Origin of the sequence: Phytohabitans maris, from assembly GCF_031085175.1 — a bacterium.
Lineage (GTDB): Bacteria > Actinomycetota > Actinomycetes > Mycobacteriales > Micromonosporaceae > Phytohabitans > Phytohabitans maris.
In genome coordinates this window covers 91,744-113,315 of sequence record NZ_JAVHUY010000029.1, presented here as the reverse complement: position 1 = coordinate 113,315, position 21,572 = coordinate 91,744, and the positions used below count along the sequence as shown (strand labels likewise).

The following is a 21,572-nucleotide window of genomic DNA, read 5'->3' as shown; positions in this document are numbered from 1 at the left end:
GAGGAGACGGGGACATGGGAGCATCCACGCAGCTGAACGCGCCCGCGCTGGACGGGGAGCTGGTCACCGACGAGGGTGCCCGGGAGCGCGCGGCGGACGACTTCGGGCACCTGGTGCACCGGGTGCCGCGCGCCGTCGTACGGGCCGGCTCGGTCCGGGACGTCGCCGCCGCCGTCCGGTGGGCGGCCGGCAAGGGGTGGCCGGTCGCCGCGCGGGGACAGGGCCACTCGGTGTACGGGCGGTCGCAGGCCGAGGACGGCGTCGTGATCGACATGGCCGGGCTCGCCGGCGTCGAACGGCCGGGAGCCGACCGGGTGCGCGCCGGCGCCGGGGCGACCTGGCGCGAGGTGCTGGCCGCCACGCTGCCCGCCGGCCGCACCCCGCCGGTGCTTACGAACTACCTGGACCTCTCCGTGGGCGGCACGCTCTCCGTGGGCGGCATCGGGGGCACCAGCCACCGGTACGGCCTGCAGTCCGACAGCGTGCTCGAACTCGAGGTGGTGACCGGCGACGGGAGCGTGGTCACCTGCTCCCCGGCGGAGCACCCGGACCTGTTCGACGCGGTCCGCGCCGGCCTGGGCCAGTGCGGTGTGATCACCCGGGCGACGCTGGCGCTGGTGCCCGCGCCGGAGCGGGTCCGCCGCTACACGCTCACCTACCCGGACCTGGAGACGTACGCCGCCGACCAGGAGCTCGTGCTCCGCGAGGGGCGCGCCGACCACCTCCAGGGGACCGTCCGGCCGGAGGGCGGCGGCTGGCGGTACCAGGTGGAGATCGTGGTCTTCGGCGACCGCGACCCCCGGCCGGGCCTGGCGGACCGGCGGGCGGAGGCGGTGGTCGAGGAGCTCTCCTACCGCGAGCACGCGGAGGCGTTCGACCGCTTCACGGCGCTGCTCCGCTCGACCGGCGCCTGGTCGGCCGCGCACCCGTGGTGGCTGACCTTCCTGCCGGCGTCGACGGCGGTGGCGACCGCCCGCGGCGTGCTCGCCGGGCTCACCCCGGACGACCTGGGCGAGCTCGGCCTCGTCACGTTCTACCCGGTGGCGACGGCCGCGATGGCGACCCCGCTGGTGCGGCTGCCGGCCGGGCCGGTCGTCTACCCGTTCAACCTCATCCGGTTCGCGCCGCCGGGCGCCGGGGCCGCGATGCTCGCCCGAAACCAGGCGCTGCACCCGCGGGTACGGGCCGCGGGCGGCGTGCTCTACCCGGTCAGCGCGCTCCCGTTCGGTCCGGCGGACTGGGCGGAGCACTTCGGGCCGGCGTGGGCGGCGCTGCGGCGGGCCAGGGAGCGGTTCGACCCGGCGGGCGTGCTCACCCCGGGGTACGAGCTGGGCTGACCTGTCAGCGGGCCAGCGCCGCGCGCACGTGGGCGCGGAGCTCGGCCGCGACGTCGTCGATCGGCTGGGCGTCGCGCTGGGCGCGGGACAGCAGCAGCGCGCCCTCGACGGCGGCCACCACGACGTGGGCCAGCCGCCGGGCCCGCTCCGGCGTGGCACCCTCCCGGCCGAAGACGTCGGCGAGGGCGTCGCGCCACCGCCCGAACGCCACCGCCACCGAGGAGCGCAGCGGCTCGTCGGCCGCCCCCAGGTCGAGCGCGACTCCGGCGACCGCGCAGCCGGCCAGGAAGTCGCTGGCCACCAGGCTGTCGCGGGACGCGGCCACGAAGAGGTCGAGCGCCTCGAGCGCCGCCCCGGCCGCGACCGCGCGGTCCAGGGCGCGCAGGGAGCGGTCCGCGTACCACTGGATGGCCTCCCGGGCGAGCTGCTGCTTGCCCTCCGGAAAGTGGTGGTAGATCGAGCCGCGCGGCGCCCCGCTCCGCTCGATCACGTCGTGGAACGAGGTCGCCGCGTAGCCCCGCTCGCGAAAGAGCTCGACCGCCGCACGGACCATGCGCTCCCGGCTGCTCCTGGCTGGCACGCCACCTCCCTTGACTATGACAACCATCATAGTCGACGATCGAGCTGGTTATGATGACCGTCATAGAACGGGAGGTGGCCGCGGATGGCCACGATGCCGCAGCTCATGCTCAACAAGCCCGGTGACGCCGCCTGGACCGACGTCGCGGCGCCCCGGCTCCAGGGCGAGGAGCAGGCTCTGGTGCGCCCGGTGGCCGTCGCCACCTGCGACCTGGACACCGCCGTCAACGCGGGCGTCTTCCCGATGGACCTGCCGTACGCGGTGGGTCACGAGTTCGTCGCCGAGGTCGTCGAGGTGGGCGACGGCGTGCGGAGCGTGCGGCCGGGCGACGTGGTGGCGGTGCCGTTCCAGATCTCGTGCGGGCGGTGCGGCCGCTGCCTGCGCCGCCAGACCCGGGACTGCGCGAGCGTGCCCCCCTCGTCGATGTACGGGCTGGGCGCGCTCGGCGGTCCGTGGGGCGGTGCCCTCACCGACCTGGTCCGCGTCCCGTTCGCCGACGGGATGCTCCTGCCGCTCCCGCCCGGCGTCGCCCCGGCCGCGGTCGCCAGCCTCGACAACCTGCCGGACGCGTGGCGGGCGGTCGCGCCCCACCTGCGCGACGACGACCGGCGCGTCCTGGTGGTGGGGCGGCAGTCCATCGGGCTGTACGCGGTGGCCATCGCCCGCGCGCTCGACGCCGAGGTGACCTATGTGGACACCTCCGCGACCCGCCTCGGCATCGCCGAGCGGCTCGGCGCCACCCCGATCCAGCACGTCGACGGCCTGCGCCTCGACCGCTACCCGGTGACGGTGAGCACCGACGCCACACCGGAAGGGCTGCGGCTGGCGCTCGGCTCCACCTCCCGCGGCGGCGTCTGCACCGACACCGGCATCTTCCCCGGCGACGTGCGCCTGCCGCTGCGGTCGATGTACCTGAGCGGCGTGACGTTCGTGACCGCCCGCGCCGACGCCCGCTCCGACCTGCCGCGGGTGCTCGCGCTGGTCGCGTCCGGCCGGCTCGACCCGAGCGTGGTGACCGCCGCGACCGTCCCCTGGGACGAGGCGGCGCCGGCCTGGTCCGCCCACACCGGCAAGCTCGTCGTCACCCGCTAGTGATCGAAGCTCCCCTCAAGCCGTTCTAGCGACGTGAGGGGAGCTTCGATCACGGTGGTGGTCAGGCGGCTCGGACGTCGAACGTGGCCATCATGGCCATGTCCTCGTGCTCCAGCATGTGGTCGGGTCGACCAGCACCCGTACGACCGGGCCGCGGTGCGAGCGGTGCCAATGGATCTGCGGTGCCGACTGTGGACAGTGCTCGCGCACGACCGCGAGCCGCTGCCCGATCAGCGTGGTGACCACCCGGTCGAGCACCGCGCTGGCGTGGCCGACCACGACCGCGAGCGGCGGGTGCCCGCCGTCCAGCCAGGGCCGGTCGGCCGGCTGGGCGGCGCGTTGCGGCGGCGTGCTGTCGATGATGCCGAGCGAGGCGGCCCGGGCCACGGCGTGCGCGGCGCTGGTCGCGTTCAGCTTCGCGTACACCCGGCGCTTGTGGTTCTCCACCGTGCCCGGGCTGATCGCGAGCATCTCGGCGATCTCGCTGACCTGGTGCCCGGAGGCGACCAGCAGCAGGATGAGGGCCCCCAACCGAGGAACACACACAGCTATCTAAATACGTAAATCTTATTGACAGCGGTGCGGCAGTACCCAGGATGGACGGCGCTCAACCCCCTCTTTCCTAACTTTCTTCAGAGATCTTCTGGTGGCCCGCCCGCTCCGGCACTCCGTCGCGGGCGCCGAGCCAGCCGGGCCAGAGCCGGCGGGCGACGTCGACGGAGAGCCGGCCGCCCAGGTGCATCGAGCGGGCCACGCCCCGGTAGCCGGGCAGGACGCCGGCGGCGACCAGGATGTGCCCGAGCAGCACCGGCGTGATCAGGTACGTCGCCCACCGGTGCACCCGGTCCAGCCACACGAATGCCGCGCCGCCGTCCACCCGGGCCAGCCCGACGCCGCTGCCGACGAGCACGAGGAGCAGCAGCACGAGCAGGACGTTGGCGATCCGCTGCCCCGGGTCGAAGTGCCCCTCGTGCCGCGGGAACCGGCCGGTCAGCGCGGCCGCGGGCCACCGTCGCAGCCAGGTCGCGTCGCCGCGGTCGTACCGGATGGACTCTCGCACGAAGGTCCGGGCGGCGCGGACGCCGAGCGTGACCGCGGCGAACGCGACGGCGGTCAGCGCCCACCCGGCCCAGCGGTGCAGGTCGGTGTCGGCGACGCCGGTGAGGCGGGCGGCCGGGCTCGGCCGCCCCTCGCGGCCGGCGAGCAGCCACCACCCGGTGCCCAGCAGCACCAGCACGACCAGGTACGTGGCCGCGTGGAACCACCGGGCCCGCCGGTTGTACCGCTCGACGGTCCGCCGCATCAGTACCCGTCCCCCGGGCCGCTCGGCATGTCCCCGCCCTCGGCGACGACCAGCCGGGTGGTGGCCTCGACGCCGGCCGCCGAGTGGTTGGCGTTGCGCAGCGAGACGTGCATGACGTGCTCGCCGGTGGGCGCCGCCGCCACCTGGGTGGTGTCCGACTCGACGATCAGGTAGTTCTCCTCGTCGCCGTCGAACCAGATGTGCACGTGGTGCCGCCCCGACTCGGACGGGCCGAGCGGCACGCTCGAGTCCACCTTCACCGTGAACGGCACGGCGACGTCCGCGCCAGCGGCCGGTTCGAGGACGGTGAGGGTCATCCCGCCCCCGGAACCGCTGCCGCCGCTGTCCGTCCCCTCGTCCCCGCCGCAGGCCGCCAGGCCCCCGGCGGCCAGCAGCAGCACGGCCGCCGCGGCGGCTCCCCTGGTCCACATCATCGTCGACGCACGCATCATCATCGATCCCATACGGGTACTACCCGGCCGGCGGCGGCGCGGGATTCATCGCGTCCGGATGGATCCCGCGCCGGCCGTCGCCGCGTAGTACCTGGTGTGGGGGTCAGTGACGAGGCGCTCGTGGCCGGCATGGCGACCGGCGACGCGCAGGCCGCGGCGGGCTTCGTGCGCCGCTTCCAGGCCCGCGTGTACGGCCTCGCGCTGAGCATCGTCGGCGTGCCCGCGACCGCCGAGGACGTGGCCCAGGAGGCGTTCGTGCGGGCGTGGCGGTTTGCCGGTGGGTACGACCCGCGCCGCGGCGCGGTCGTGCCCTGGCTGCTCGCCATCGCCCGCAACGCGGCCATCGACGTCGTGCGGATGCGGCGCGACCAGCCGTACCAGCCGGAGGTGCTGGTCGCGCTCCTCGGCGCGGCCGAGGCGGCGGGCCACGCGCAGTGGGCGGCCGACGAGGTCGCCGACGCCGACCGGATCCGGGTGGCGCTCGCCGCGCTCTCCCGCGAGCAGGCGACCGCCGTGGTGCTGGCGATCTTCTACGGGCTGACCGCCAAGGAGATCGCCGAGCGGGAAGGGGTGCCGCTGGGCACCGCGAAGACCAGGATCAGGCTCGGGATGGCCCGGCTGCGCGAACACTTCGAGGTGCGTGATGAGTGAGCCGCACGGCTGCCCCGGGGTCCGGGAGCTGCTGCCCGAGTTGGCCACCGGCGCGCTGGCCGGCGACGAGCGGGCGTCCGCGCTGGCGCACGTGGAGGGCTGCGCGGCCTGCCGGCGCGAGCTGGCCGCGCTCTCCCGCGCCGCCGACGCCCTGCTGCTGCTGGCGCCGCCGGTGGAACCGCCGCCCGGTTTCGAGGGCGGCGTGCTGGCCCGGCTGGGCACGGACGCCGGGCCGGCCCTGGGCAGGAGGCGACGGCGGAGTCTCCTGCCCAGGGTGCCAAGGCTCCGGATCGCGGTCGCGTTCGCCACGGCGGTCGCGGTCGCGGCGGCGGCCGGCGCCCAGGCGGTACGGTGGCAGTCGGCGGACGACCGGGAGCTGGCCCGCCAGTACCGGCAGACCCTCCAGGTGGCCGACGGGCGCTACCTCAAGGCGGTGCGGATGACCACAGTGGACGGCCAGCCGGCCGGCACCGCCTTCTTCTACCAGGGCAACCCGTCGTGGCTGCTCGTCACCGTCGACGCCGCCCCGGCGGACGGCGCGTACGACGCGCTGGCCATCGACCGCGACGGCGCCGCCCACCCGGCCGGCACCTGCCAGGTCACGTCCGGCACCGGCACGGCCGGCTACCGCCTGGACGTGGCGGTCGCCGCGGTGGCCCAGATCCAGCTCCGCTCCCGCACGGTCCCGGCCGCCGTCCTCACCGGCGTGCCCCGCTGACCGCGGGGGCCAACCCCACCCAGCGGGGGCGGGCGGCACCCCCCGAGCGCCACCCGCCGTACACCCGATCCGCTCAGCCGCCGGCTAACCGCATCTCACCCAGCCGGTGTTGAGGCGGTCCGCGCGCGTGTCCCCTCTCAGCCGGATCGAGCCGTGCGCCAGCACGCACATGCCGGGTGCGTTGATGTAGACCGGGCCGGCGAACGTGTGGTACGGCCCGGACCCTCGCGCCGGCGGGTCGCACTCCTGCCTGCCGTCACTCTGGCGCTGCAGGCAGAGCTGGATGTACTCGGCCCGGTTCTCCGTGCCGGGCGGGTTGGCGTAGAACAGCGCGCAGTTGGTCGGCGGGTTCGACCGGTAGTAGATGTACGCGGTGCCCGCCGGCCCCTCACCCGTCGGAGGAGTCGAGGGGTAACTCCGCGGCGACCCGTACCCCCGGCTGGTGCACGGCTCGCCCACCTGGACGGCGGCGCTCGCCGCCGAGCCGGAGACCGCGACCAGCGTCGCCGCCGCCAGCAACGCGACGCCGAGCCCGCTCCAGAGCCTGCGACGTCTCCGTGGCGCTGTCATGACCACCCCCGAATCTCAGTCGAAACACTGTCCCGCACAGCGTGCCGACCGGCCCTGGGCAAAACCTGGACGAAACATGGACGGGCGGCCCGCGGCCGTCGAGGACCGGCCCGGCGACGCCGGCCCACTGGGCGGCCTTGGTCAGTCACCGATGAGTTCGGCCGGCGCGCCGAGTCATACCCAGCATCAACGATTCCTACGGAGGACATTCCAATGACCGAGCTGAACGCGGAACGTGCCCGGCGAGCGATCGTCGAACACACCCGGCGTCTGGCGGAATCAGCCGCCGTGGCCGGACCTGACGCCGCCGTGCCGACCACCCCGCGGTGGACCGTCACCGACCTGGTCGAGCACCTGGGCCAGACCCAGCACTGGACCGCGGAGATCATCGAGCGGCGCATCACCGACCCCACACAGCTGCCCACCGACTATGCCGTACTGCCCACCGACCCCGGCCAGTGGCAGGCGTGGCTGGCGCAGTCCGCGCAGCGGGTCGCGAGCGCGTTCTCCGACGACGCGCTCGACGCGCCGGTGTTCAACGCCGCGGGGGACGAGCGGTCCGGGACGCGGTTCTGGATGTCCAACGTCCTCAACGAGACGGTCGTGCACGGCTTCGACGCCGCCAACGCGGCGGGCCGACCGGCCGACATCGACACGGACATCGCGGCCGCGCTCATCAGCCACCACCTCGCGATGCTCACCTCACCGACGTGGGAGATGCTGCGGTCCGAGTCCGCCCACGCCATCCGGGGCACCGGGCAGACCCTGCAGTGGCTGGCCACCGACACCGCGGACGACGCGGGCGCCTGGTTCGTCGAACGGCGGCCCGACGGGGCGACGTGGCAGCCCGGGACCAAGCCGGCCGACGTGACGGTGACCGGCCCGGCCCGATCGCTGCTGCTGACCTTGACCCGACGACTCCCCCTCACCGGCCCCGAGGCCACGGACATCAGCGTCGACGGCGACACCGACCTCGTCCGGCACTGGCTCGACAACACCGCCCATATCGCCGACTGACCGGCACCGACCGCCCGATGTTCTCCGGTGCGGTGGCCCGTGACGTTCACCGGGTGACCGGCGGCCTTCGGCAGCTGGTCACCCGGGCCGGGCGAAGCCGGCAAAGGTTGGTGGCCACCGCACCAGGGGGGTCCGTCAGGCCGCCCGCTCGGTGAGCACCACGCGACCGGACGTACTCGCCGCCGCCGGCGCCCGGTTTCATGCCACCGCCCTGGGGTACGCCGAGCTGAGGTCTTCACGCTAGCTGGAGGTGTGCCATGGCGCAGAAAGTGCGCGACCTGATGACCCCGCACCCCGTGACGCTGCCGCCGGACGCCTCGCTGGTCGAGGCGGCCAAGCAGATGCGCGCCAAAGACATCGGAGACGTGCTGGTGGTCGGCGGCGACGGGCGGTTGCGCGGCATCGTCACCGACCGGGACATCGTCGTGCGCGCCCTGGCCGACGACCGGGACGCCGGTGCGACCACGCTCGGTGAGGTGTGCAGCCCCGATCTGGCCGTCCTCGGGCCGGAGGACGACACCGACGAGGCCGTGGACGTGATGCGCGAGCGAGCGGTACGCCGGATTCCGGTCATCGACGGTGGCGAGCTGATGGGGGTGTTGTCGCTGGGTGACGTGGCCATCGAGCGGGATTCCGGCTCCGTTCTGGCCGACATCAGCGCGGCCCGGGAAAACACGTAGGCGGTGATCGCCGTGCCGCCCCGGCGGAGTCTGACGAGCTAGGCAGCCCCACCGGCGCCGCCGGGTCCGCCGGTGTCCGGGGCCCGGCCGGCCCGTGCGGGCTCGCCGCGCCAGGCGAATCAGACGGGTCCCAGCCCGTGCCGGCTGGGACCCGTGGATTCGGCGATGTCGTGGTGTGTGTCGTTCGAGATGGCTCACCTGCCTTTCCCGGGTGTGCGGGCGGAGACCGTTGCCGGGCCGGCCAGATGCGGGGCGCGGCCGGCCAGCCCGGCGCCGGCGGGCCGGCCGCCGTGGCGCGGTAGCCGGTTGGTGGCGGCCGGTCCGCGGGTTCGGGGAGGGCTCGCGGTGCGGGTCGCGGCGGACATCGCCGCCACCTCGCGACCGTGGTGGGCCGGGCGAGCGAACCGCTCGTCCCGGCCCGCGGGGGAATCAGGCGTTGATCGCCTTGCGGTCGCCGGTGACGGAGACGGCGACCTTGCGCGGCTTGGCCTTTTCGGCGATCGGGATGCGAACCAGCAGCACGCCGTTGTCGTAGCTGGCCTGGACGTGGTCGCTGTCGAGGGCCTCGCCGAGCAACAGCTGCCGGGAGAAGACACCCAGCGGGCGCTCGGAGAACTGGAGCTGCGCACCCTCGCCGAGCTCGGGTGGGCGTCGCTCGGCGCGGACGGTCAGCACATTGCGCTCGACGTCGATCTCGATCGCGTCGGGGCTGACGCCGGGCAGGTCGAAGGCGACCAGGAACTCGTCACCGGCGCGGTATGTGTCGATCGGCATCGACGCGGGCCGCGACCAGGTGCCGGGGGCGTTGAGGCCGAGGAACTGCTGGGTGATCCGGTCCAGGGTGTGGAACGGGTCGGTGCGCATCAACATGACAAGCCACCTCCTACGCGACGAACGGACGGTGTCAATGCGCTCCTCAATGTTCTAACATGTCATCGGAACGATGACAAGCCCTATGTCGTCGCAGCGATGACTTCCGGGAGGTGGTGCGGCGGTGCCGGCCCGTGAACCTGTGCTGCAGGCCCTGGTGGCGCTGCACGAGCTGCGCAAGCTGCTCGACGAGTGGGAGCCGCAGCTGATCGGCGTCGCTCGTACGGCCGGTGCGAGCTGGACCGAGCTCGCACCGGTCCTCGGCGTGGCCAGCCGGCAGGCGGCCGAGCGCCGCTACCTGCGCCTGCACCGCACCGACGCGGACGCCGGCACGACCCAGGACCAGCGGGTGCAGGCCGTGCGTGACCGCCGCGCCGGAGACCGGGCGGTCACCGCCTGGGCCCGCGCGCACGGCGCCGACCTGCGCCAGCTCGCCGGCCAGGTGAGCGCGCTGACCGACCTCGACCCGGCCGCCCAGCCCAGCCTCGACCGGCTGCACGACGCGCTGGGCACCGAGGATCCCGCCGCGCTCATCCCGCTGCTGGCCGCCACCCGCGAGCACCTGCCGGTGACGCACGAGGGCCTCGCCGCCCGCGTCGCGGACGTCGCCCGCGACACCGACCAGGCCCGCCAGGACGGCCGGCACGGCAGCCGGCGCTGACCACCAGAACGGCCTGCCCGAAGGGCCCCGCGCACAGCCCGGTCGCGAGGCGCTGCCCGCGCGGCGGGCCGCCCGGGTAGCCGGGGTACCTACGGCGACGCCGGCGGCCAAGCGGCTAGGTTCGCGGGCCGGCGATGGCGTAGACGAGCACGCCGGTCGCGCCGAGGGCCGCGGCGGTGACGGCGGCCGTCGTCGACGTGGTGGGCTGGTGTGTCCAGGTCAGTGCCTGCTGGTACCCGTCCAGCGGTGGCGGCCCGAGCCGCGGCGCGACGGTCTCGCCGAGCAGGGCGGCGGTCAGCGGGAGGATCCAGGCCCGGCCGGCGCCGAGTGCCGCCGCGCCGAGCGCGAGCAGTCCGGTCATCCCCGCCGTGTCGCGGATGACGTGGCTGGCCGTGGCGAGCCGTTCGCCGGTAACGGTGGTGGCGGCGACGAGGCCGACCACGATGGCGCCGGCGGCCACGACGTGGGCGGCGCGCCAGGGCGGCCAGGCGAGCGCGGCGCTCCGGTCGAGGTCGCGGTCGTGCCCGGCCAGGCCGGTGCCGAAGGCCGCGGTGGCGGCGACCACGGCCAGCGTGGCGACCAGTCCGGTCGTCCGGTGGTCGGTCGTCTGGTCGAGCGACCACAGTAGAGCGACGCTCGCCGCGGCCGCCGCGACCGCCGTCGGCACCCGCCGGGACCGCAGGTACAGCACCAGCGGTCTCACCGCGGGCCGGTCAGCAGGTCCAGCCGGTCGCCGCTGTCGCAGGCCAGTTCGGCCCGGCGCAGCTGGGCGACGCGGGTCCGCTGCTGGTCCGGCGGCAGCCGGCGCAGCGCCTGGTACGCGGCCAGGGACTCGGTCCGGCTCGCCAGCGCCGGATCACCCGGGTCAGCGGGCGGCGGGTCCTGGTCCAGCAGCCAGGCGGCGGCGACGAGCCGGGCCAGGTCGTACCGGCGCCGTTCCGGGGTACCCGGCGGCGGGTCCGCGCAGCTTGGCGTGCCCGCGCCGAGCAGCAGCTCCCACCGGATGTCCGGCACGATCCCGAGCACGGGCCCGCGGAGCCGGCCGTCCCCGCCGACCCACAGTGCGATGTGGACGGTGTCGGCCCGGGGTGCCGGCGGGTCGGCGTACGAGATCTCGGTCACCGAGGTGGGTGGGTCGGGCAGCTTCGCCGCCAGGATCGCCAGCGCCTCCCGTCCCGGGCCGGACAGGTCGGGCAGGGCGGCCCGGTGCGCTCGTGTCACGCAGACGCGGGGCGGCCGCGGGGTGCAGACCGGCGCGGTGGCGCCCGGGTCGAGGGCGTAGGCCTCGGCGTACCGGTCGGGCAGCACCGGCACGGCGACCGCCGCACCCACCGCCACCACGGCGACGGCGGCGGCACGGCCACCCGGCCGCGTGGTGGCGTACAGGATGATCCCGGCCGCGGCCAGTGCGACCAGCCACAGCGCCTGGCCGAGGTGGGTTCGGGCGGTGATCGCGGCGAAGTCGAACTCCGTGCCCACCGACTGCAGCGTGCCCCACAGCAGCAGCCAGCCCGGTGGCTCGCCGGAGGCGTCCGGACCTTCGGTGTACGCCTCGGTGTCGCCGAAGAACAGGTTCATCGCCATGTACAGGATCAGGACCGGTGGGACCAGCATGAACGGCAGCCACCGGCCCACGGCCAGCCCGAACGCCACCGGGGCGAGCAGGGCCACCGCGCCGACCGCGACGATCGGCAGCGAGGCGGTCGAGAGGTAGCCGCCGGCGTTCGCGACCAGCGCGACGTTGACCAGGCAGGTGAGCAGGAACGCGGCGAAGGCGCCGATCACGAGGGCCACCGCGCCCGGCAGGACCCGCTGCCACCGCGGCCGCGGCATGGTGGCCAGCAACTCCTCCACGCCGGACCGGCGGTCCCGCCGGGCGTGCCAGGCGGCCACCCCCATCGCCAGCGGAAACGCGCCGAACAGTGCCTGCCGCTGATCCAGGGCCAGCACGGTCAGCCCGCGCCCGGCCTCCCCGACGCCGATCACCGCGGGCAGCAGCAACAGCGCCATCCAGCGGGCGTTGGACCGCCACAGCTCGACGCGCAGGATCCGTCCGGTCATGCCAACCCTTCCCGGTGGCGGCGCATGAGCTCCGAGTAGCCGCGCTCGGTCGGGCTGTCCCCCGGTCCGTCGCCGCCGGCGGCCGCCGCGAGGTCCGCCGGCACGCCCTGGAACACCAGCCGTCCCTCGTCGAGGAGAACCACGTCGGTGCAGGCGGCCGCCACGTCCTCGACCAGATGAGTGGCCACCAGTACGCAGGTGTCGGCGGCGAGCTCGCGCAGCAGCGCCCGGAACTGCAGCCGCTGGTCCGGGTCCAGCCCGGCGGTCGGCTCGTCCAGCAGCAGCACCCGCGGATCGTTCACGATCGCCTGGGCGACCCCGACGCGGCGCCGCATGCCGCCGGAGAGCGTCCTCATGCGGTGCTCGGCCCGGTCGGTCAGGCCGACCCGGTCGATCGCGCGCTGCACCGCACCCGGAACGTCGCGGGCCGGCATCTGCTTCAGCCAGGCGATGTACTCGACGAACTCCCGCACCCGAAACCGGCGGTAGAAGCCGAAGTCCTGCGGCAGGTAGCCGATCTGCTGGCGCAGCCGCCGCAGGTCCAGGCGCCCGTTCACCCGCTGCCCGAGCACGCTGAGCGTCCCACCGGCCGGTCGCAGCACCGTCGCCAGTGCCCGCATCAGCGTGGTCTTGCCGGCCCCGTTCGGACCCAACAGGCCGTGCACGCCCTCACCCAGGGCCAGGTCCAGCCCGTCGACCGCCATCCGCCGCCCGGCCCGTACCCGCAGCTGTTGGGCGTGGACCGCCCACGCGTACGTGGTCGGGGCGGTCTCGCCGGCGCTCACCGATCGCACCATGTCGCGTTCTCCTCCACCGGCTAGCGGCCGCTCGGGAAAGCCGTGTACGCGCCGCGTCGAACCACCACCAGCACCGTCACCGCGACCGTGGCCGGTGCCCAGACGGCGACCGCCGCCGGGTCCAGCAGCACCGGGGTCCGGCCGACGACCAGGCTCGGCCCGGCGACCACGGCGATCCAGGCCAGCCCCAGCCCGGTCGCCGCCCGGTGCAGCCCCACCAGGCCGCCGAGCGCCAGGGCCCCAGCCGTCAACGCCAGGCACGGCAACAGCCAGCCGGCCGGTGACGCACCGACCAGCCAACCCGCGACGGCCAGCACCGGGATCACCACCGCGAGCACCGCCACGGCCCGCCGCAACACCAGATCCAGCCCCGCCCGCGGACTGGCCACCACCACCTCGTGCGCCGGGTCCAACCCGCGCGACCAGGCCGCCGCCACCGCGAGCAACGGCGCCACCGGCGCCAGCAGCAACACCAACGACGGGAACCGGCCGGTGCCGGCCTGGTTCACCAGATCCAGGCCGACCGCCGCCAGCACCACCAGCACGGTTGCCGCCAGGCGGGGCAGCACCGGCGGCGCCGCCCACCGGACCGTCCGGCCCGGTCGCCATCCCCGCCGCGCCGCGGCCTCCGGGCCGCCGGTCACCTGCTCGGCCAGACCGGCCCAGGCCCGCTCCACCAGCGAAGCCGTCGCGGGAGCGCACCGCGCGACCGCCGCCGCGAGCCGGTCGCGGCAGGACCCGCAGGACTCCAGGTGCGCCTCGACCGCCCACCACACGTCCACGAGGGCGCCGTCCGGGGAGCCGGCGGCGTACTGCTCCAACAACCGCGCCGGCACATGCCCCGGCGCCGGCTTGCCCGTACTCATGACAGCGCCTCCCGCAGCGCGATCCGCGCCCGCCGGGCCCGGGTCTTGACCGTTCCCTCCGGCACTCCCAGCAGCACCGAGGCTTCCCGCACCGTCAACCCGTCCAGCACGAGGGCCTGGAGCACCTGCCGCAGCTCGGGCGCCAACTGGCGCAGCGCCTCGCCGATCTCGTCGCCGACGGCGTCCCGCAGCGCCTCCTCCTCGGCGGGCGGTGCCACCATCGGCGGCAGCGTCGCGGGCGCCGGCGGCCGCGCCTGCCGCGCCCGGCGCCGGAACGCGTCGACCAACCTGCGGGCCGCGATCGTCCACAGCCAGCCGACCGCGCTCCCCCCGGTCGCCACCCCGGCGAACGCCGGCGCCGCCCGCCACACCGCCAGGTAGGTCTCCTGCATCACGTCCGCGACCAGCTCGTCGTCGGCGCACCGGCGCCGCAGCCGGACCGCCAGCCACGGCGCGGTACGCCGGTACAGCTCCTCGAACGCCGCCCGGTCACCCCGGGCCACCCGTTCGAGCAGCCGCTCCTCGTCCATCGCCCGCACACCCATCCAGACGACCGCCGCCACCGCCACGGTTCTCACCGTCAAGTGACCCACATCACATCCAGCCGCGCCACCGGCGCGGCTGGACAGGTGACGTGAAGCGAGAGCCGTGGTGGCCGGCGCGAACCGCTCGGCCGCCGGATCGCCCGGCGGGGAGCCTCAGGCCACGACCTGGTAGCCGAACTGCACCTCCAGGTCGCTCGCGGACGCCGCGTTCGACACCCGCAGCCGCAGCCGCCGCGGTGCGGACAGACCATCCACCGTGTACGGGCGGGACAGCCGCGTGGTCTGCACATTGGCGGTCGCGGAGAGCGCCGCCGAGCCCGCCGTCTCCAGCCGCACGTCGCAGGTGCCCGCGCCGACCTTGCGCACCACCCGGGTGACTTTGAGGCGCTGTCCGTCCACGTAGAGCAGTCCGGAGAGGTCGTACAGCCCGTCGGCGACGGGGCCGGGCAGGCGGGCGCCGAGCCACCCGTCGACCTGTTCGACGCCCTTGTTCGCGGTGAACCGGGTCTGCGCGGTCTGCTCGCCGGCCAGCAGGTACGGGCCGGCGGTGTTGCCGCTCAGGTCGTTGTCGGCGACGAGCACGTCCGCGGCCGCGTTCACGACGCCGTAGTCCTGCCGGGCCGCGCCGTCCGGCAGCGAACCGATCGCGTTGCCCACCACCACGACCCGCGAGGCGGTGGCGCGGATGTTGATGCCCGCGCCGTTGCGCCAGGCGGTGCCGCCGCCGGTGTACGCGTGGGCGAACGCGACGTCGGGAAGGTCGAACGCCGTCGGGGAGACCACGGCGATCCGCCACTTGCCGTTCGCCTCGGTGGTCCCGCCGACCTCCTGCACTGTGATGCGGTCGTCGGTCTCCCAGCCGTGCGGTACGGCGGTGGTGACGCGTACCTTGCCGGCGCCGTTGTCCGCCGCGCCGCCGACCGGGCGGGCGAAGGCCGGGTGCGCCGTCCGGCCGTTGTTGCCGATGACGCAGCCGGTGACGGTGATCCGGGTGGAGGCGAGGTCGATGCCGTTGCGGCCGCTGCCCCGGATGACGCAGGCGGTGAACGTGGCGTTGCCGGTGAAGCCCTCGCCGATCCGCACGTCGTCGTGCTCGCCGTCGCCGGAGATGTACGTGTTGGCGAACTGGGCCTGCCCGCCCGCCTCCAGCAGCACGGGCACCCCGTGGCCGTTCTCGAAGCCTCCGCCCTCGAAGTAGAGGAACTTGGGCAGCCCTTCGCCCGTGGTGTTGCGCATCCAGATGCCGTGCCGTCCGAAGAGGACGGCGGTCGAGATGAACTTGATGGAGCCGCCCTGCCCGTCGATCACGATGTTGTCGGTGCCCGGGTTGGCGGTGCCGGCGGCGATCGCGCACTGCACGAACTCGACCGGGTCGGCGCGGTTGGCGGTGTCCAGTCCATTGAGGAGGATCACCTGCTGGCCGTTGAAGCCGTTCCAGACGCAGTTGTGAAAGCGTACCGTGTTGCAGGCGCGCAGGTGGATGCCGTTGTACCCGTCGCGGAAGCGGCAGTTGAGAAACGTGAGCAGGTAGTTTCCGTCCTCTGTGGCCGATCCGATCCGCTCGGTCGCGACGAGGTTGCCGCCGGTGAGCCCTTCGCCCCGCATCGCCAGGTCGCGGAAGCCGCCGCCGTGCGCGCCGCGCAGCAGGAAGCCGTCCTGGTCGCCGGTGGCGACGACGAACTGCGTACCCGGGTCGAGGTTGTCGGTGGCGCCGGCGCCGGTGAAGACGACCGGGACCCGCTCGACCCGCACCGTGCTCTGGATCCGCACCTTGCCCGGGCCGACCTCGACGATCCCGCCGGCGGGGAGCGCGGCGACCGCGGCCCGCAGGCGGCCGGAGTCGTCCTCGGCGCCGGTGCCCCGCCAGCCCCCCCCGGCCCGGTCGCCGCGGTTGGGGTCCGGGCGTCGCCCCCGGCCGGGGGCGACGCCGGCGACGGCGAAGACGGTGCCGCCGTCGTCCGGCTGGGTGGCGCCGGCGTCCCGCTTCGGCTTGCCGTCCACCCAGGTGAAGTCCACACCCTCGACGCCGTACTTGCGGAACAGGTACTCGCTGGTGCCCAGCGGCGCGGCCAGCCAGTCGCAGAGCCGCAGCAGGCCCTCCAGCCGCGCCTTGTCCGTCTTCTTGAACGCGGTCAGCCCGAACGAGGTGGTGCCGGCCCGGTGGCTGCCCTGCCCGCCGTCGAAGCCGGGCTCGGGAATGCCGCCCACCTCCGCCTCCGGGTACGTGTTGGCGAGGATGTCCCAGGCCGCGTACCCGTCCGGGACGAGCGAGATGGTGCCGGCGCCGAAGAGGTCGCGGTACTGGAGCTTGTTGCCGGGCGCGTCGGGGTGGAAGAGCCCTTCCTTGAACATGTCGGCGGCCAGGCCCACCGCCCGCTTGCGCTCGGGCGTCTCGATCTCGTGGGTGAACCTGCCGCCCTGCTCGCGCCACACGTTCGGCACGTCGAGCATGTTCCCGATGTACACGATGACCTGCTTCACCTGGCCGAACGCCCACCGGTTGGACCTGGCGTCGGACAGGCCGCGGGCCAGCTCGTGAAACTCGGCGTAGCTGGCCGGCGCCGCCGGCAGGCCGCGCTGGCGGATGATGTCCTGCCGGGCGAACATGATGGTGCCCACGACGGCCCGCGGGATCGGGATCGCGAAGATCCCTCCGTTGTAGACGGTGTTGAGCCACGAGTCGGTGGGGAAGCTCGCCACGCCAACCTCGACGACCTGACCCGGCTGGCCGACGACGGGCACGCCTTCGTCTACATCGGACACCGCGAGGTGCCCGGCACCGAAATCTGCTACGTCGGCGGCGACTACCGCGCGGCGACCGGACGGATCGTCGACGACCTGGTCGCGCTCGGTCACCGCGGCTTCGCGTACCTCGGCGAGGCGACGCGCCACGAGCCGGAGGTCGACCGGTGGGAGGGCTTCTCCGCCGCGCTCGACCGCTTCGGCCTGGCCGTGCCGGCACCCGCCTGCGTCCGGCCCGAGGACCTGACCGCGCAGTGGCTGGACAGCACCCTCGCCGAGGGGACCACCGCGATCCTCGTCGAGTCGGTCAACCTGCTGCGCGTACTGGCCGCGATGGTCAAGCTGCGCGGCCTCTCGATCCCGGCCGACCTCTCCGTGGTGCTGCTCGTCGACGACCCGGGCAGCGAGATCGGCCCGGGTCCGTGGGCGTCGCTGCACATCCCGCGCAACCCGATGGGCCGCCGAGCGGTACGGCTGCTGACCGCGCTGCTCACCGACCCGGACGGCGACTACGAGCGGCAGGTCCTGGTGCCCTGCACGCACACCCTGGAGGCGACAGTCGCCCCGCCCCGCCAGTAGCAGCGAAGGAATGTGGGCTACCGCGACGTCCGCCGTGGTCCGGACCGTTGCTCCCGCGGCCTCACCGGCCGCGGGGCGCGATCTCACCCCGGCCCCTGCGGGGAGCCGGCGGGCCGTCTTCGGCGAGCGCCAGCTCGCCGACCCGCGGGGCGGTGCCCGCGGGAAAGCACCCGCGCGTGCGGTCCGCCTGCCGCTCGCCGGAAACGGTTAGCGGTGTCGACCGAAATCCTGGCCGAGGCAGGACCCACGACCGCCGGCCCCGCGGTGTCCACGCCGCATCTATAGACTTATGGCTATATGGAGCTACTTCTTTGGTATCGTGGCTCCATGCCTGACCCGACCGCGGGATACCCCGGCCCGCGCGGCGAGATCGAAAAGCTGCCCAGTGGTTCGCTGCGGGTGCGGGTCTACGCCGGCGTCGACCCGGTCACCCGAAAGCGCCGCTACCTGGTGGAGACGGTGCCGGCCGGCCCGACCGCGGCGATGGACGCCGAGGCCGTCCGCGCCCGCCTGGTGCGCGCGGTCGACGCGCACCGGGCCGGCCGCACCGCACCGCGCCCACCCGCGCCGCCCGGCGACACCGCGGCCACGCCCACCGCCACCGGCCAGCGCGGCGGCGGTGACCTGACCGGGGCCACGATCGCACGGCTCGCCGGCGTCTCCACCGCGACGGTCTCCAAAGTGCTCAACGGACGGTCCGGCGTGGCGGCCGAGACCCGCCGCCGGGTGGAGACCGTGCTCCGCGAGCACCGCTACCGCCGGCCCGATACGCCCGCCCGGACGGCGAGCATCGAGGTCGTCTTCTACGGCATGCTCAGCCACCTGGCCGTCGCCGTGCTGCACGGCGTGGAACAGATCGCCCGCGCCCACCACCTCTCGGTCGGCTTCACCGACGTGCTCCAACTGTCCACCCACCGCTCCTGGGCGCAGGACCTGCTGGCCCGGCGCCCCACCGGCGTCGTCACCGTCCACCTGAGCTCCCCCACCGAGCCGCACGCGCTGCTGACCGCCAGCGCCATCCCACTCGTCGCGCTCGACCCCACCGGCGAACCCCAACACCCGGTCCCCTCGGTCGGCGCCACCGACTGGAACGGCGCGCTGGCCGCCACCCGGCACCTGCTCGACCTCGGCCACCGCCACATCGGCGTCATCACCGGGCCACCGGACCGGCTCTGCGCCCGCGCCCGCCTCGACGGCATCCGCGCCGCGCTGGACGCCGAAGGGGTGCCGCTGGACCAGCGACTGGTCCGCACCGGACTGTGGTTCGCCTACGAAGACGGCCTCAACCACGGACGCGAGCTGCTGCGCCTCGCCGACCCGCCCACCGCCGTCCTCTGCGGCAACGACCTGCAAGCGCTCGGCGTCTACGAGGCGGCCCGCCAAGCCGGCCGCCGGATCCCGGACGACCTCAGCGTCGTCGGCTTCGACGACATCGCCCCCACCCTCTGGTGCGGCCCAGCCATGACCACCGTGCGCCAGCCCTTCACCGAAAATGGGCGCCACCGCGGCCAGACTGGTGCTGACGATCGCCGCCGGCCAACCGCTCGGCCACGACCGCGTCGAGGTCGCCACCACCCTCATCGTCCGGGAAAGCACCGCGCCACCCGCGATGCCGTCTCGCGCCCCCTCACCCGGCACCGACCGGGTCGCTACGGCGCGAGCGTGAGGTTGGCCCGCATCACCGTTTGCCGCCGTCGACGTGGTCGCCGGCCGGCTGGCATTTGTGACGGCGACCGGACGGTGGTATCGACGATTCATGACCGTCAACGAGCCGCTCGACGACCAGCACCGTTCGGTTGCCAGGTACCACCAGCTCGGTCTCGCCGCCCAGGCCCAAGGGGATCTGGACACCGCTGAACAGTGGTACCAGCGCGCGCTGGCCGGTGCCGAGCAGCTCGACGACCAGACCGACGTCGACATCAGCTGCTTCCAACTCGGCTTCGTCGCCCATGCCAGGGGGGATCTGGACGCCGCCGAACACTGGTATCAGCGTGGCCTGACCACCGCCGAGCGCCGCGGCGACCAGGCCAGCACCGCCGCCTACCATCACCATCTCGGCATCGTGGCCCAGGACCGCGGTGAGCTGGACGCGGCCGGAGAGCGGCTGGAGCGCGCCCGAGCGATCCGGGAGCAGCTCGCGGACGTGCCGCGCCTGGCGATGACCTACGGGCAGCTCGGGCTGCTCGCCCTGCGGCGGGATGCGCCGGTCGTCGCGTTGGAATGGACGATCCGGTGCGCCGCGCTGTTCCCGTCGTTCCCCCACCGCGCCGCGGGGCCTGCCCCCTGGAACCTGGCCCAGCTCACCGAAAAGCTCGGGTGGGACGCGCTTCACGCCGCCTGGCGGCGAGTGACCGGCGAGGCGACACCCGCGTCCGTGGTCGAGACCATCCGCGCCATACAGGCCGGCAGGGCACGGGAGTCCGGTCCTGGCTGAGGGCGCCGGGGACCGGGTCACGATGCCGGTGAGCCGTGCCGGATCGCGGCCGCCTCCTGTTCGCTCACGGCCACCGGCGGCGCGGCCGGCATGGGCCGGCGGGCGGTCTCCGGCGCGAGGTACACCGCGATCCCGCCCAGCAGCCCGGCGGCGGCCAGCAGGAAGCCGGGCGCGAGCAGGCTGCCGGTGGCGTCGACCAGGGTCGCGGCGATCACCGGCGTCGTACCGCCGAACAGCGAGGTGGAGACGTTGTACGTGATGGAGAGCGCGCCGGCCCGTACCGGGGTGGGGAACAGCGTCGGCAAGGTACCCGGCTCGGTGCTGTCGAAGCAGAGGTACATCAGGCCGATCAGCAGCGTGCCGACGAGTACGGCGGCCAGCGTGCGCTGCTGGATGATCAGGAAGGCCGGCACGGAGAGGGCGACGAGCAGGACGCAGCCGGTCATCATGACCGGCCGGCGCCCGATACGGTCGGAGAGCCGCCCGGCGAACTGCAGCAGCACCATGAGGATCGCCAGCACGACCAGCACCACGACCAGCGACCTGGTCTGGGAGAAGCCGAGCTGCGCCGACAGGTAGTTGGGCATGTACGCGGTGAGGATGTAGCTGTTCACGTTCAGCACGAGGACGAGGCCGAGACAGATCAGCACCGGGCGGCGCTGGTTGCGGGCCAGGTCGGCGACCTCCTTGCGCAGCCCGGTGGGGCGCGCCGGCGCCCGGTTCTCCAGGTGCTCGAAGGCGGGCGTCTCGGCCAGCCGCAGCCGCAGGTACAGGCCGACGAGGCCGAGCGGGCCGGCGACGAGGAACGGGATCCGCCAGCCCCAGGAGTCGAGGGCGCCGCTGGACAGCACGGTGGTCAGGACGGTCACCAGCGCGGCACCCAGCACGAAACCGGCCAGCGTGCCGAACTCCAGCCAGCTGGCCACGAAGCCCCGCCGGCGGTCGGGTGAGTGCTCGGCGATGAACGTCATCGCCGACCCGTACTCACCCCCGGTGGAGAAGCCCTGGATGAGCCGGGCCACCAGCAGCAGCACCGGGGCCCACACGCCGATCTGGGCATAGCCGGGGAGCAGCCCGACGGCGAACGTGCCGAACGCCATCGTGATCACGGTCAGCACGAGCACCCGCTTGCGCCCGATCCGGTCGCTGAGCGGGCCGAAGAAGATGCCGCCCAGAGGCCGGACGACGAAGGCCGCGGCGAAGGTCGCGAGCGCCGAGATGAGCTGCGCCGACCGGCTGGCCTCGGGAAAGAACACCTGCCCGATCGTCACGGCGCTGAAGCTGAAGACCCCGAAGTCGTACCACTCGATCATGTTGCCGACCGCGGTCGCCGCGACGGTACGCCGCAGGCTGCCGAGGCGCACGACCGTCACCGCGCCCGGGGCGGGGGTCGCCGCCGCGCCGTCCCGACCAGCGTCGTCGCTCATCTCGTACGCCCTCCCACGGCCTGTCCTGGCGGAAGAGCCACATTCCCGGCCGCGCCTACGCCAAACGCGTGCCGGCCGCCGCGGTGTGGCGGCTCCACGCGCCGAACGCCGTGGAGCCACCCGCCCGGCGCTGGCGGGCTCGCTCGAAAGCCGGCATTCGACATTGTCGTAGCTCCATGCGTCAACGCGG

The 21,572-nt window shown here is 74.3% G+C and carries 23 protein-coding genes; 10 read left to right on the top strand and 13 right to left on the bottom strand.

Annotated features, from left to right (window positions below):
* Positions 1-14 precede the first annotated feature (14 nt).
* Positions 15-1,337, top strand: coding sequence for an FAD-binding protein (locus RB614_RS27785; protein WP_308715602.1), 1,323 nt, complete (start codon positions 15-17; stop codon positions 1,335-1,337).
* A gap of 4 nt (positions 1,338-1,341) precedes the next feature.
* Here the strand turns inward: RB614_RS27785 and RB614_RS27780 are convergent, their stop codons facing one another.
* Positions 1,342-1,917 carry a TetR/AcrR family transcriptional regulator gene (locus tag RB614_RS27780; protein ID WP_308715601.1) on the bottom strand — a complete coding sequence of 192 codons (576 nt, stop codon included), beginning with the start codon at positions 1,915-1,917 and terminating at the stop codon, positions 1,342-1,344.
* Positions 1,918-2,001: 84 nt separating this feature from the next.
* Here RB614_RS27780 and RB614_RS27775 point away from each other — a divergent pair, with 84 nt between their 5' ends.
* A complete protein-coding gene (locus tag RB614_RS27775; protein WP_308715600.1) occupies positions 2,002-3,009 on the top strand; it encodes a zinc-dependent alcohol dehydrogenase in 1,008 nt (335 codons plus the stop codon).
* A 90-nt stretch (positions 3,010-3,099) separates the two neighbouring features.
* Here RB614_RS27775 and RB614_RS27770 read toward each other — a convergent pair whose 3' ends face one another.
* From RB614_RS27770 to RB614_RS27760, 3 genes are all read right to left on the bottom strand, one after another.
* Positions 3,100-3,540 (bottom strand): helix-turn-helix domain-containing protein, encoded by a 441-nt coding sequence (locus RB614_RS27770; protein ID WP_308715599.1) that lies wholly within the window; start codon positions 3,538-3,540, stop codon positions 3,100-3,102.
* A gap of 91 nt (positions 3,541-3,631) precedes the next feature.
* Positions 3,632-4,312 (bottom strand): cytochrome b/b6 domain-containing protein, encoded by a 681-nt coding sequence (locus RB614_RS27765; RefSeq protein ID WP_308715598.1) that lies wholly within the window; start codon positions 4,310-4,312, stop codon positions 3,632-3,634.
* Complete coding sequence (locus tag RB614_RS27760; protein WP_308715597.1) at positions 4,312-4,761, bottom strand: hypothetical protein; 450 nt, start codon at positions 4,759-4,761, stop codon at positions 4,312-4,314. Before RB614_RS27760 ends, RB614_RS27765 begins: the two co-directional genes overlap by 1 nt.
* A 99-nt stretch (positions 4,762-4,860) precedes the next feature.
* Here RB614_RS27760 and RB614_RS27755 point away from each other — a divergent pair, with 99 nt between their 5' ends.
* Both RB614_RS27755 and RB614_RS27750 read left to right on the top strand, forming a co-directional pair.
* The gene (locus tag RB614_RS27755; protein ID WP_308715595.1) at positions 4,861-5,415 is read left to right on the top strand and encodes an RNA polymerase sigma factor; all 555 of its coding nucleotides are present in this window, start codon (positions 4,861-4,863) and stop codon (positions 5,413-5,415) included.
* On the top strand, positions 5,408-6,133 hold the full coding sequence (locus RB614_RS27750) for a zf-HC2 domain-containing protein (RefSeq protein WP_308715594.1): 726 nt from the start codon (positions 5,408-5,410) through the stop codon (positions 6,131-6,133). The genes RB614_RS27755 and RB614_RS27750 overlap by 8 nt, the downstream gene beginning before the upstream one ends.
* An 84-nt stretch (positions 6,134-6,217) precedes the next feature.
* Here the strand turns inward: RB614_RS27750 and RB614_RS27745 are convergent, their stop codons facing one another.
* Positions 6,218-6,703 carry a hypothetical protein gene (locus RB614_RS27745; RefSeq protein WP_308715593.1) on the bottom strand — a complete coding sequence of 162 codons (486 nt, stop codon included), beginning with the start codon at positions 6,701-6,703 and terminating at the stop codon, positions 6,218-6,220.
* Between the two features lie 213 nt (positions 6,704-6,916).
* On the opposite strand from RB614_RS27745, the gene RB614_RS27740 reads away from it, so the two are divergent.
* The gene (locus tag RB614_RS27740) at positions 6,917-7,720 is read left to right on the top strand and encodes a maleylpyruvate isomerase family mycothiol-dependent enzyme (RefSeq protein ID WP_308715592.1); all 804 of its coding nucleotides are present in this window, start codon (positions 6,917-6,919) and stop codon (positions 7,718-7,720) included.
* Positions 7,721-7,977: 257 nt separating this feature from the next.
* Positions 7,978-8,400 (top strand): CBS domain-containing protein, encoded by a 423-nt coding sequence (locus tag RB614_RS27735; protein WP_308715591.1) that lies wholly within the window; start codon positions 7,978-7,980, stop codon positions 8,398-8,400.
* Positions 8,401-8,829: 429 nt separating this feature from the next.
* On the opposite strand, the gene RB614_RS27730 is transcribed toward RB614_RS27735, so the two are convergent.
* Positions 8,830-9,270 carry an Hsp20/alpha crystallin family protein gene (locus tag RB614_RS27730; protein ID WP_308715590.1) on the bottom strand — a complete coding sequence of 147 codons (441 nt, stop codon included), beginning with the start codon at positions 9,268-9,270 and terminating at the stop codon, positions 8,830-8,832.
* A 124-nt stretch (positions 9,271-9,394) separates the two neighbouring features.
* Between RB614_RS27730 and RB614_RS27725 the strand changes: the two genes are divergently transcribed.
* Positions 9,395-9,931: a hypothetical protein gene (locus tag RB614_RS27725; RefSeq protein ID WP_308715589.1), complete on the top strand. Its 537-nt coding sequence runs from the start codon at positions 9,395-9,397 to the stop codon at positions 9,929-9,931.
* A gap of 115 nt (positions 9,932-10,046) precedes the next feature.
* On the opposite strand, the gene RB614_RS27720 is transcribed toward RB614_RS27725, so the two are convergent.
* The 6 genes from RB614_RS27720 to RB614_RS27695 all read right to left on the bottom strand — a co-directional run bounded on the left by RB614_RS27720 (position 10,047) and on the right by RB614_RS27695 (position 16,963).
* Positions 10,047-10,634: a hypothetical protein gene (locus tag RB614_RS27720; protein WP_308715588.1), complete on the bottom strand. Its 588-nt coding sequence runs from the start codon at positions 10,632-10,634 to the stop codon at positions 10,047-10,049.
* Entirely contained in the window at positions 10,631-11,992 is a 1,362-nt protein-coding gene (locus RB614_RS27715) for an ABC transporter permease (protein ID WP_308715587.1), read from the bottom strand. The genes RB614_RS27720 and RB614_RS27715 overlap by 4 nt, the downstream gene beginning before the upstream one ends.
* On the bottom strand, positions 11,989-12,789 hold the full coding sequence (locus RB614_RS27710) for an ABC transporter ATP-binding protein (RefSeq protein ID WP_308715586.1): 801 nt from the start codon (positions 12,787-12,789) through the stop codon (positions 11,989-11,991). Before RB614_RS27710 ends, RB614_RS27715 begins: the two co-directional genes overlap by 4 nt.
* A gap of 20 nt (positions 12,790-12,809) precedes the next feature.
* Positions 12,810-13,655 (bottom strand): zf-HC2 domain-containing protein, encoded by an 846-nt coding sequence (locus tag RB614_RS27705; protein WP_308715585.1) that lies wholly within the window; start codon positions 13,653-13,655, stop codon positions 12,810-12,812.
* Positions 13,652-14,200, bottom strand: a complete 549-nt coding sequence (locus tag RB614_RS27700) for an RNA polymerase sigma factor (RefSeq protein WP_308715624.1) — start codon at positions 14,198-14,200, stop codon at positions 13,652-13,654. Before RB614_RS27700 ends, RB614_RS27705 begins: the two co-directional genes overlap by 4 nt.
* Positions 14,201-14,353: 153 nt before the next feature.
* Positions 14,354-16,963: a ubiquitin-activating E1 FCCH domain-containing protein gene (locus RB614_RS27695; RefSeq protein ID WP_308715584.1), complete on the bottom strand. Its 2,610-nt coding sequence runs from the start codon at positions 16,961-16,963 to the stop codon at positions 14,354-14,356.
* 6 nt (positions 16,964-16,969) lie between these two features.
* Between RB614_RS27695 and RB614_RS27690 the strand changes: the two genes are divergently transcribed.
* From RB614_RS27690 to RB614_RS27680, 3 genes are all read left to right on the top strand, one after another.
* The gene (locus RB614_RS27690; protein WP_308715583.1) at positions 16,970-17,521 is read left to right on the top strand and encodes a substrate-binding domain-containing protein; all 552 of its coding nucleotides are present in this window, start codon (positions 16,970-16,972) and stop codon (positions 17,519-17,521) included.
* A 327-nt stretch (positions 17,522-17,848) separates the two neighbouring features.
* Positions 17,849-19,378, top strand: a complete 1,530-nt coding sequence (locus tag RB614_RS27685; RefSeq protein WP_308715582.1) for a LacI family DNA-binding transcriptional regulator — start codon at positions 17,849-17,851, stop codon at positions 19,376-19,378.
* Positions 19,278-19,955 (top strand): tetratricopeptide repeat protein, encoded by a 678-nt coding sequence (locus tag RB614_RS27680; RefSeq protein ID WP_308715581.1) that lies wholly within the window; start codon positions 19,278-19,280, stop codon positions 19,953-19,955. Before RB614_RS27685 ends, RB614_RS27680 begins: the two co-directional genes overlap by 101 nt.
* A gap of 17 nt (positions 19,956-19,972) precedes the next feature.
* On the opposite strand, the gene RB614_RS27675 is transcribed toward RB614_RS27680, so the two are convergent.
* A complete protein-coding gene (locus tag RB614_RS27675; protein WP_308715580.1) occupies positions 19,973-21,382 on the bottom strand; it encodes an MFS transporter in 1,410 nt (469 codons plus the stop codon).
* Positions 21,383-21,572: the final 190 nt, after the last annotated feature.

Excerpts from the sequence above, each read along its gene's own strand:
- RB614_RS27785 (WP_308715602.1), top strand. The coding sequence starts at position 15 with ATGGGAGCATCCACGCAGCTGAACGCGCCCGCGCTGGACGGGGAGCTG.
- RB614_RS27775 (WP_308715600.1), top strand. The coding sequence starts at position 2,002 with ATGGCCACGATGCCGCAGCTCATGCTCAACAAGCCCGGTGACGCCGCC.
- RB614_RS27765 (WP_308715598.1), bottom strand. The coding sequence starts at position 4,312 with ATGCGGCGGACCGTCGAGCGGTACAACCGGCGGGCCCGGTGGTTCCAC.
- RB614_RS27760 (WP_308715597.1), bottom strand. The coding sequence starts at position 4,761 with ATGCGTGCGTCGACGATGATGTGGACCAGGGGAGCCGCCGCGGCGGCC.
- RB614_RS27750 (WP_308715594.1), top strand. The coding sequence starts at position 5,408 with ATGAGTGAGCCGCACGGCTGCCCCGGGGTCCGGGAGCTGCTGCCCGAG.
- RB614_RS27745 (WP_308715593.1), bottom strand. The coding sequence starts at position 6,703 with ATGACAGCGCCACGGAGACGTCGCAGGCTCTGGAGCGGGCTCGGCGTC.
- RB614_RS27740 (WP_308715592.1), top strand. The coding sequence starts at position 6,917 with ATGACCGAGCTGAACGCGGAACGTGCCCGGCGAGCGATCGTCGAACAC.
- RB614_RS27735 (WP_308715591.1), top strand. The coding sequence starts at position 7,978 with ATGGCGCAGAAAGTGCGCGACCTGATGACCCCGCACCCCGTGACGCTG.
- RB614_RS27730 (WP_308715590.1), bottom strand. The coding sequence starts at position 9,270 with ATGTTGATGCGCACCGACCCGTTCCACACCCTGGACCGGATCACCCAG.
- RB614_RS27715 (WP_308715587.1), bottom strand. The coding sequence starts at position 11,992 with ATGACCGGACGGATCCTGCGCGTCGAGCTGTGGCGGTCCAACGCCCGC.
- RB614_RS27710 (WP_308715586.1), bottom strand. The coding sequence starts at position 12,789 with ATGGTGCGATCGGTGAGCGCCGGCGAGACCGCCCCGACCACGTACGCG.
- RB614_RS27705 (WP_308715585.1), bottom strand. The coding sequence starts at position 13,655 with ATGAGTACGGGCAAGCCGGCGCCGGGGCATGTGCCGGCGCGGTTGTTG.
- RB614_RS27700 (WP_308715624.1), bottom strand. The coding sequence starts at position 14,200 with ATGGGTGTGCGGGCGATGGACGAGGAGCGGCTGCTCGAACGGGTGGCC.
- RB614_RS27685 (WP_308715582.1), top strand. The coding sequence starts at position 17,849 with ATGCCTGACCCGACCGCGGGATACCCCGGCCCGCGCGGCGAGATCGAA.
- RB614_RS27680 (WP_308715581.1), top strand. The coding sequence starts at position 19,278 with ATGACCGTCAACGAGCCGCTCGACGACCAGCACCGTTCGGTTGCCAGG.
- RB614_RS27675 (WP_308715580.1), bottom strand. The coding sequence starts at position 21,382 with ATGAGCGACGACGCTGGTCGGGACGGCGCGGCGGCGACCCCCGCCCCG.